11 protein-coding genes, 1 tRNA gene and 1 pseudogene are annotated in these 8,987 nt (G+C 65.1%); 1 reads left to right on the top strand and 12 read right to left on the bottom strand.

Going from position 1 to position 8,987, the window contains the following annotated elements; genetic code table 11:
• The 3 genes and pseudogenes from KBY66_RS14080 to KBY66_RS14070 all read right to left on the bottom strand — a co-directional run.
• A pseudogene (locus KBY66_RS14080) lies at positions 1 to 127 on the bottom strand (phycocyanin subunit beta); the annotation flags it as partial.
• Between the two features lie 433 nt (positions 128 to 560).
• Entirely contained in the window at positions 561 to 767 is a 207-nt protein-coding gene (locus tag KBY66_RS14075) for a phycobilisome linker polypeptide (RefSeq protein ID WP_255090242.1), read from the bottom strand.
• Positions 768 to 850: 83 nt separating this feature from the next.
• The gene (locus KBY66_RS14070; protein ID WP_255090241.1) at positions 851 to 1,696 is read right to left on the bottom strand and encodes a phycobilisome linker polypeptide; all 846 of its coding nucleotides are present in this window, start codon (positions 1,694 to 1,696) and stop codon (positions 851 to 853) included.
• Between the two features lie 212 nt (positions 1,697 to 1,908).
• Here KBY66_RS14070 and KBY66_RS14065 point away from each other — a divergent pair, with 212 nt between their 5' ends.
• Positions 1,909 to 2,346 carry a hypothetical protein gene (locus tag KBY66_RS14065; RefSeq protein WP_255090240.1) on the top strand — a complete coding sequence of 146 codons (438 nt, stop codon included), beginning with the start codon at positions 1,909 to 1,911 and terminating at the stop codon, positions 2,344 to 2,346.
• A 31-nt stretch (positions 2,347 to 2,377) separates the two neighbouring features.
• Here the strand turns inward: KBY66_RS14065 and KBY66_RS14060 are convergent, their stop codons facing one another.
• The 9 genes from KBY66_RS14060 to KBY66_RS14020 form a co-directional block, all read right to left on the bottom strand.
• A complete protein-coding gene (locus KBY66_RS14060; protein ID WP_255090239.1) occupies positions 2,378 to 3,151 on the bottom strand; it encodes a phycobilisome rod-core linker polypeptide in 774 nt (257 codons plus the stop codon).
• 127 nt (positions 3,152 to 3,278) lie between these two features.
• Positions 3,279 to 3,872, bottom strand: coding sequence for a chromophore lyase CpcT/CpeT (locus tag KBY66_RS14055; protein ID WP_255090238.1), 594 nt, complete (start codon positions 3,870 to 3,872; stop codon positions 3,279 to 3,281).
• Between the two features lie 21 nt (positions 3,873 to 3,893).
• Positions 3,894 to 4,130, bottom strand: a complete 237-nt coding sequence (locus KBY66_RS14050; RefSeq protein ID WP_255090237.1) for a hypothetical protein — start codon at positions 4,128 to 4,130, stop codon at positions 3,894 to 3,896.
• A 51-nt stretch (positions 4,131 to 4,181) separates the two neighbouring features.
• A tRNA-Phe gene (locus KBY66_RS14045) sits at positions 4,182 to 4,254 on the bottom strand.
• Positions 4,220 to 4,942, bottom strand: coding sequence for a ComF family protein (locus KBY66_RS14040; protein WP_255090236.1), 723 nt, complete (start codon positions 4,940 to 4,942; stop codon positions 4,220 to 4,222). Before KBY66_RS14040 ends, KBY66_RS14045 begins: the two co-directional genes overlap by 35 nt.
• A gap of 96 nt (positions 4,943 to 5,038) precedes the next feature.
• A complete protein-coding gene (locus tag KBY66_RS14035) occupies positions 5,039 to 5,308 on the bottom strand; it encodes a DUF2470 domain-containing protein (protein WP_255090235.1) in 270 nt (89 codons plus the stop codon).
• A 243-nt stretch (positions 5,309 to 5,551) separates the two neighbouring features.
• Positions 5,552 to 6,805, bottom strand: coding sequence for an FGGY-family carbohydrate kinase (locus KBY66_RS14030; RefSeq protein WP_255090234.1), 1,254 nt, complete (start codon positions 6,803 to 6,805; stop codon positions 5,552 to 5,554).
• A gap of 46 nt (positions 6,806 to 6,851) precedes the next feature.
• A complete protein-coding gene (gene metK, locus KBY66_RS14025; protein WP_255090233.1) occupies positions 6,852 to 8,111 on the bottom strand; it encodes a methionine adenosyltransferase in 1,260 nt (419 codons plus the stop codon).
• Positions 8,112 to 8,197: 86 nt separating this feature from the next.
• Positions 8,198 to 8,968, bottom strand: a complete 771-nt coding sequence (locus KBY66_RS14020; protein ID WP_255090232.1) for an HAD family hydrolase — start codon at positions 8,966 to 8,968, stop codon at positions 8,198 to 8,200.
• Between the last annotated feature and the right edge of the window lie 19 nt (positions 8,969 to 8,987).

Raw genomic sequence — 8,987 nt, 5'->3', positions numbered from 1 at the left:
GGTTGACGGCATCCATGCGCTTGTTGCTGTCCGCAACGACCGAAGCCAGGGCATCGATCTGGGATGAGCTGAGGAATTCGCCGCGGGCATCAGCCTGGGCAACGACCTTGGTGAAGGCGTCGAACATGTCTTAAAAGCTCCTGTTCTCGACAGATTGGGCCGGGAGTGGGTGAAAGGCAGAAAAGGATTGGATCCTTTTATGGTGCCAGGTCAGTTGCATCAGGCTTTGGCATGCATGTGAGGCCTCAGCCAGTGACCCCCGACTGGACGCAAGTATTTTTGGACCTGGCCTGGCAGTTGTGGGCAAGGCGTAACAAACAGTCATCGGAATGGCAATCCCTCTGTCCTGCAGTCGGTTTCAAGGCTTCTCCAGGTGTCTCAAGACTCCCTCTGCGCCTGCATTGGGCACTCTGTAGGGTGATGAGCGGATTGTTTGGCGGAGATCTTCTTGTGGAGCAGCCTCTGCATGCCTGAACTGATCCCCTCGCTTCCTTCACTGCGGTGAGAAAGCAAAACAATCCCCCGGTAGGGGGGAATGTGGAACAGCATGACTGGGCTGTTCAGTCGTTGGCACGCTGCTTCGATTTGCGAGCAGCTGCAGCCGCTGGAGCGCCTTCGCCACCGCTCACGCTCACGTCGGTGACCTTGCCACCAAGGCGGTTGACCAAGCGCAAGGTGTCATTCATGCGGGTGTAGGGAACCTGCATGACGCAGTCGGAACTGCGGACATAGTCGTTGTTGACAAGGCCGGTGACCTTGATGGTCACCTGCCGATTGCTGCTGAAGCTGCTTCCTCGGGTACCTGCTGAAACTTTCATGGTGTCAAGACGTAGAAACGTGTCGTGATTGGCTAGTTAACAGGGGTGAGGCTGGCAATACGTCCACCTTCCTTGTGGATCTGCTGATTGTATTCCAGCAGTTTCTCGTAGGGAATGAAGCGCACCCGATTGCTGCGCTTGTGCAGCCGATAGTTGTTGAAACCTGTGATCTCAACGCGATAGGTGCGGCCCTGCTCACCCGCGCCCACACCCATGCGGGTGACACCATCAGCTTCCACACTGCGGAAACTTGATCCCTTGGCATTCGGGCTCACCACTGGGATGGCGGCGCCTTTGTGTACGGCAGGATTCAGACGAGACTGGTTCTTGGCCAGATCACCCTTGATGGAAGCGGCCACCCCACGGGTGAGTTGGAGGAGGTAGGAGAACTGCAGGCCCTGCTGGCCGATGGAGTAATTCCAACCGTGCAGGAAGGGGACCTGATCTTCGCCGAAACGATCCTGATACTCGGCACTGTCGAGGTACGAATCAATCTCGGCGTCGAAGCCCTGTTCCTGAAGGATGGTGAAATGGTGGAGCATTTCCCCTTTGTTTTGGGGGGCACGCCCGAGGAGGTGTTTGAAGTTCAGTTCGATGAAGCGATAAGGGTTGGTGCTTTCAAAGAAGCGCTTCCTGTAGAGGTTGCTCTTGGCGACCTGGCGCACAAATTCACGAACACTGAGATATCCACGCCGAAATAGGGACTCCGGTCCTTCAAGTCGCTCACTTTTCAAGACGTACTGATAGCCAAGTACCTGCTGGTAGACAGACCGGATCAGGCTGGCCTTGTCGACTTCTGTAGCGTTGGACCAATCCTGCTGGTCTCTGGAGTTCGTGAACCGATCGATGCCCAGATAGGCAGCGTTGACGAGTGTCATGGGCTTGTGGGCCGGGAAAGGGGGGAGGGCAACGTGTTGCAGGAAGGATCAGCGCTCTTGCTAAGCCTCCCGATAGGGACACTGAATGCACCGAAATCCTATGGGTCCACTTCCCTGGATGATGGCGGTTTTCGGAATCGTTACAAAGTCCAGGTCTGGCGCGCTTCTTGAACCCCGATACCATCCGGCCAGCGCAGTGCCCCAACCGGCCGATGACGTTGCCTCCGTCGACTCCTCCCTGGCCCCAACAGCTCAGCGAGCAACTCCAGTCCCTCAGCCAGCTCAGCGAAACGCTCACCCTCCGGCTTCTGGAGCTCGAGGAGCGGCTGGCGGGTTGCGAAGCCCTGGTCCACCGTCTCGACGGAGTCTCCGCTTCGGCGGTGGATGGTTCCGCCGTGGCAATGGACCTTCTCGAGCAGACCGAACTGAGGATTGGCAGGCTTGAGGCTCTGCTGGCGCGGGATTCGGCGTTGTTCCAGACCAGCGGAGCTGCCCCGCCCCGCCTCCAGGTTCTTCACGCCCAGCCTGTGCCGAGCCCTGATTCTTCTTCTGTAGCGGCTCCCTGCCCAGCCCAGGCCCAACTGGCCTTCGGGGAGGATCCGTTCCCCGAGGAGGCAGAGCAGCCCTTCATGGATGAACTGCGTGCCTGATGGCAAGGTAGTGCGCGCGCGCCCTTAGGGATCAGCCGCCAGCAGCGCCGGTGCTCAACATCGCGCCGGCCGTGGTCAGCACGATCCGCACCAGCTCCAGGGTGCCGACGGCAGCCAGGGCCAGCCAGGCGGTTTGGGCAAGCCTGGGGGGCTTCCCTCCGACCCAGGCCGGAGACATCTGCCCCCCGCTGAAGTTGACACCGCCCCCACTGAACGGGTTGGCGGGTGCCCGTTGGGCGCTGATTTCACGCCAGTAGGTGCTGTAGCGGGGGGCCTTTTGGTTGAACGGCAGCTCCCCACCGGCTCTGCCGGCGAGGACCCGGGACCGTTGATAGGGCACCTCGTCTTCCCCGAAGGTGTTGCGGTACTCCTCGGAGTTGAGCAGGTTGTCGACGAAGCCTTCCAGCCCACGGTCGGCAATCAGGATCGAGAGGGCAATGCGTTCCCCCTCGCCATGGACGGACCGCCCCAGAACCCTGCCCACGATCTGCTCAACAATCGCATAATTGCTGTTGCAACGATAAAAATCCCGACGAAACTTTCCAGAAAGCAACAACCCGCGGATGAACTGCTTGGTGGTGATGATTCCACGGCGAAGCCTCGACTCCAGCACGGGTTCACGGTCCACCTTGAAGGCATGGAAGAAGATCTGGCGATAGGCACGCTCTATCAGCTCATCCATCGCCTGGGGGCTGCGGGTTGCCCCCTCAGGGGAACGGCGAGGCTCCTCCTCACTCCCAATCAGGAAGCTCTTGACCCGAGCGTTCTGGGTGATCGGAGCAGTTTCCAGCAGGGGCAATCCCATCGCTCATCGGTACAAGGGCGATGAATGTAAGCCGGCTGCTTGAGCACATACGCTCAGGCTCCCAAGCCATCACACTCCTTCACGACCCAGGCCTTCATGGGGATGGATGGCAGGCTGCCGCCCACGCTCAGGCAGGGAACCAGTCGGGGGGGATGTCCTGGCTGAAATCATCGGTCCTCTGGAAGGCGAAGGGTCCGGCCAGCGATCCCCACAGCAGCGCGTGGCTGACGGGATCGTGGCCGCGGTCGATCGTGCGCATGCCCGCGGAATCCAGCTCAAAGCTGCTCACCAGGTAGGCGGTTGCCCCTTTGCGCTCCACCAGGCAACGGCACCCCGGCTCGACCTCGCCCACGAAGCCATCGCCCTCCTCCCGCACCACATAGGAGCAACCCTCCAGCGGTCGCAGGTCTTTGGCTTCGAGCTGGGCCATGCGTTCCAGATCCGCCGACGCTCCCCAGAAGCGGCGCTCGTCCTCGATGGCCTGGTTGTGGATCCGCAGGGTTTCACCCTCCTGCACGGCCCTCAGCACCCGTATCCGATAGGGCTCAGCGGGCGCGAAGGCGTAGGCCTGCTCCAGCAGCAGCGACCCCGGAGCCAGCTGGGGCAAGGGCCGGAAACGCACCAGGATGTGGGCGTAGAGGGGCGGATTGTCGAAGGCCTGGTCCTGGTTGCTGAAGCCGGCGCTCAGCATCCGCACCAATCGCTGCAGGGAGCTGGTCATCCGGAAATCCTATGGGCTGGCTTAAAGGCGAAGCAGCCGAAGCCGGAACTCGGCCACCTGGTGGATCAGTTCCGGTGAACTTTCAGCAAAGGGATGGTGGCCGAGCTGACCGACGATCAACTCCAGCTTCTGGGAACGGCTGAGGCCGTGGTCGGGATTCTCCAGACTGTGCCGCCGCCAGGCCTCATCGAACACGATGCCGAAGCTGTCGGCATTGTTGAACAGCTGGTTGGGATTGCGCTCGGGGGGAGTTCGCATGCAGCAAGGGGAACAAGGGAGACAAGGGAGTTGTCTTGTTCGAGGTCAGGATGCCAGGACCCAGATTTGAACTGGGGACACGGCGATTTTCAGTCGCCTGCTCTACCAACTGAGCTATCCCGGCTTGCCACGGTTGTAGCAACCACGGATCTTAGATCACGGCCCGGGGCCGGGGTTCGGGCCAGGCAGAGCAGCCCCGCCACGGCAAAGCCTCCTTGCCGCAGGGCGATGGCGGCGGCGGCGGCCGTTGCTCCGGTCGTGAGGATGTCGTCCACCAGCAGCACCGGCCGCAGGCGCCTCTGCCGGGTCTCGCCAGCGCTGGTGGCAGGGTCGCAGACAAAGGCATCGGCTTGATTGAGGGCCCGCAGGGTTCGGTTCAGATGGTGCTGGCCCAGGGTGGGGCGCCTTCGCCGCAGCGGTTGAATCACGGGCAGGGCCAACCCCTGGCAGATCAGCCCTGGCAGTGGATTCGATCCCCGTTGCTTCCAGCTGGGGATCGACACCAGCACGGCACCAGCCAGCAGCGGGGCCGGCAGCGTTGAACGCAGGCCCTTGGCCAGGCCCTGCAGGGTGGCCGGCTGGGGATTGCGGCGCTGCCCCAGCAACACCTGTCGCAGGCCCCCCTGGTACCAGCCCAGGCTCCACCAGGGCAGGGGCGCTTGTCCCTGCAGCCCGCCCTCCGGCAGCTCCAGCCGTTCCCGGCAGGGGCCACAGAGCGGCTGGTCACGCCCTGCGTCGTGGGCCTTGCCGCAGACCGCGCAGCAGGGCTGGATGAGAAGCTCCAGGCATCCCTGGAGCAGGGCGTGGAACATGGGCAGGCCTCCGGCAGCGCAGCGGCGTGACCCGTTCAGGGTTCCCCCCGCTGGCTGGTCTGGCCCCGGCCGATGCACCGGGGATGCACTCTGCACTCAGGGACGGGGCAGGGCCCGCAGCATCGCCACCAGGGTGCGGTGCGCGTCCTCGCTGTCGGTGAGGGTGTGATCGAAGGGGATCGCCACGGTGCTGCCGTCGACCTCCAGTTCCATCGCCTCGGCGCCCACCTCCAGCAGGCGGGCCGACTGGGCCGTTGCCACCCCGCCGTAGTGGCGCGCGTAGGAGAGCACGGCCTCGCCGTGGTCATTGTTCATGTGCAGGCAGATCCTGGCGCTGACAGCGGGGGTGAGGGGATCGGCGGCCATGGGGTGGTGGGCTGGGATGCCGCTGATTCTGACGCCGCTCTGGCTGGCTGCGCCGGAATCAGCCCACCGCGAACCGTTGCCACAGCAGCAGAGCCAGCCGGAACCCACTGAAGGCCACGAATCCCGCCAGAACCACGAACAGGCCCATCGATGCCACGGCTCGGATGCGTTCGTTCATGGTGGGAACCTTGATCAGGATCGGAACCCAGCCATCCTCGGCCCTGCCGTGCATCCTGCGCGGCGTCAACCCAGGCCCCGCATGGCCAGCTTCGCCGTGCCCAGGGCGGAAGAGAGCCCGGGGCGGTTCAGCACCGGCAGGCCCAGGGCCCGCTGCCGCAACTGGCGCCACTGGGGATTGCGCGCCCCACCGCCCAGGCTGATCACCCGCTCAATCGGCGGAGCGCCCAAGGCGTTCAGCCGCTGCCAGCCCCTCGCTTCGATCCTGGCCAGTCCCTCCAGCAGCCCCTGTAGATAAAGGGCATCGCTGACAGGCCTCGGGCCAAGGATCGGCTCCAGGTCGGGGTCATCGACGGGGAAGCGTTCGCCTCGCGCCGGCAGTGGAAGCAGCATCAGCCCGCTGGGACGGGTGAGATCGATCTGGCGGCTCAGGGCCTCCAGCTGGGGATCACTGAAGAAGCGACGCAGCACGCCGCCCCCGGCATTGGAGGCTCCACCCACCAGCCAGCGGCCGGCCAAGCGATGGCAGCTCACCCCCGGGGCGTCGATCGGCCCGGCAACGAATTGCTTCAACACCAGCGTGGTGCCGAGAACGGTGACCCCATCATCAGGCTTGGGCTCAGCGGCCAGCACGGCGGCATTGGCGTCGGTGGTGCCGGCCACCACCTGGCAATCCAGGGGCAGAGCCAGGGCCGACGCCGCCACCGGGTCCAGGGGGCCGAGGCAGCTGCCGCTGGGCACGATCCGCGGCAGGGCAGCACTCCAGGGTTGCTCGCCGAGGGAGCCCAGCCAGGCTCCGCTCTGAAGATCCCAGCCCAGGCGAAGGTTGTTGCCTTCCTCGCCCCACTGCCATTGGCCGAGCAGCCAGCCCATCAGCCAGTCGGCCTGGTGGCGCAGCAGGCAGGGGCCGCCCCGATGTTGGCCGAGTAGCCGCAGCGCCCGGGCCAGGCTGCTGCTGGCACCGGCAGCCAGGCAGCCCGCGGGCACCAGGGCCCTCACGGCGTCGGCCTGCTCAGGGCAGGCGATGGCATAGGGCAGCGCGTCGCCCAAGGGGATGCCATCGGGCCGGCAGAGCAGCAGCGTGCCGGAGGTGCCATCCAGGCTGATCGCCCCCACCCGCCTGCGAAGCCGGGCGGGGAGGGCCGCCACCAGGGCCTTGAGGCCGATCAGCCAGCCCGATGGATCGGCAAAGGGGGAGGGATAGGGGGCGGCTTGCTCGCCGCCGTCCACCGCCTCCCTATTGGAATCGACCAGGGCCAGCCGCAGCCCACTGGTGCCGAAGTCGACCCCCAGGGCCAGCCGATCTGAATCGGATCTCAACGGGTTTTTGGGCCCCGGCCAGGGGGAGAGGGCGAGTTGGCCTGACTCAGGCCGCGCTGCCAGCGGCGGTGCGCTCGGCGGTGACCTGCCGCAGCATCGTGGACGTGGCCTCCACGTTCTCCCAGGGCAGATTCAGGTCGCTTCTGCCGAAATGGCCGTAGGCGGCCACGTCCTGGTAGAAGCGCCCGCCGCGCTCCTTGGGGAGTGTGCGCAGGCCGAAGCTCTCGATGATCGCGCCGGGCCGCAGGTCGAAGTGCTCCTGCACCAGGGCGGTCAGGTCGTCGTCGGCGAGCTTGCCGGTGCCAAAGGTCTGCACCAGGATGCTCACAGGCCGGGCAACGCCGATGGCGTAGCTCAACTGCACTTCAACGCGCTGGGCCAGACCAGCTGCCACCAGGCTCTTGGCGACGTGGCGGGCGGCGTAGGCGGCCGAGCGATCCACCTTGGTGGGATCCTTGCCGGAGAAGGCACCACCACCGTGGCGGGCTGTGCCGCCATAGGTGTCGACAATGATCTTGCGGCCGGTCAGACCGGCATCTCCCTGGGGGCCCCCCACCACGAACTTGCCGGTGGGATTGACCAGAAAACGGGTGCTGGCGCGATCCGGCCGGATCGTCAGATCCGCAGTGGCCGGCTCCACGACGTGAACCCAGAGGTCGTCGGAAATCCGCTGACGGATGCCGGCTTCGTCACTGATGCCATCAATCTCAGCCACATGCTGGGTGGAGATCAGCAGGGTGTCGATCGCCACGGGTTGCTCGTTTTCATAGACCACACTCACCTGGGTTTTGCCATCGGGCAGGAGATAGGCAAGGGTGCCGTTGTGGCGGACCTCAGCAAGCTTGCGGGCCAGCCGGTGGGCCAGGCTGATCGGCAGCGGCATCAGCTCGGGCGTTTCGTTGCAGGCGAAGCCGAACATGATGCCCTGGTCGCCGGCCCCCACCTTGTCGAGCGGATCGCCGTCATGATCGTCGGCCTCATCCACACCCTGGGCGATGTCGGGGGATTGCTGATCCATGGCCACCAGCACGGCGCAACTGTGGGCATCGAAGCCTCCGGCGCGGGCGCCGCTGTAGCCGATCTCCTCGATCACCCCCCGTGCCAGGGTGGTGAAGTCCACCTTGGCGGTGGTGCTCACTTCGCCGGTGAGCAGGCAAAGCCCGGTGTTCACGACGGATTCACAGGCGACCCTGCTGAGCGGATCAACAGTGAGAATCGCATCAAGCACGGCATCACTGATCTGATCACAGATCTTGTCGGGGTGGCCTTCGGTCACCGATTCAGACGTGAAGACGTAGCGGCCCATTGCTGAACGTGCATTGGTGTGGGGGGAGCCTATCTCCAATGGGTCCTGGCGGACGGGATGATTTTGGAGCCCGGATCGCTGAGCCCTCAGAGCACCGTGAGCTCCGACCAGTGATCGATCAGGGGGTGGCCAGCGGCGAGGACCGGTTTGGCCGCCCAGCCGGCGGTGTAGCCCAGGGCATGGGCAATCCCCGCAGCGACCGCCATGGCCAGATCGCTGTCGGCATCGCCGATCAGGGCGCTGGCGCCAGGCTCGACCCCCAGCTCGCGGCAGAAACAATGGACGGCGCCGGGATCCGGCTTGGCCGGGCGGTGATCGGCGCTCCAGATGCCGCGGATGTGGTGCCGGAGGCCATGGAACGCCAGAAAATGCTCGATGCCCTGGGTCTGGTCGTTGCTGATCACCCCGAGGATGACGCCGGCCTGATCAAGCTCCGCCAACAGGCGGGCCAGCCCGGCGGTGGTGGGCGCAGCGGGCCGTCGGGTTACCAGGCCGCCGGCGGAGCCGGATGGCTGGTCGGTGGCGCTGAACACCGCCTCGCTGAGGGCGAGGGCTTCGGGCCAGCCGAGCCCGACCTGGCAGAAGGCGGTGGCGGTGGCCAGCAGGTTGTGGGCGCGGCTGGCCACCGCCGTGATACCGGCGGGATCGAGCCGCCCGCCATGAAGGCCATAGGCCCGATGGAGCAGATCCCGCAGGGTGGCGCGCCGTTCGCTGCTCACCCTGGCCAGACAGGCCGCCACCCTGGCTTCCGTAAGGGTGGTGAGGGCGGGTTCGCTGTTGCTGAGGGTGCCGTCCTTGTCGAACAGGACGGCCTCCACCCGGCCAAGTGGTTCGCCGCGCAGGGCCAGGATGGCCATCGGTGCACCCGTGGGCAAG

It is taken from the genome of Synechococcus sp. Tobar12-5m-g (genome assembly GCF_024345415.1).
Classification (GTDB): domain Bacteria; phylum Cyanobacteriota; class Cyanobacteriia; order PCC-6307; family Cyanobiaceae; genus Regnicoccus.
This window is presented reverse-complemented; position numbering and strand designations above follow the sequence as displayed.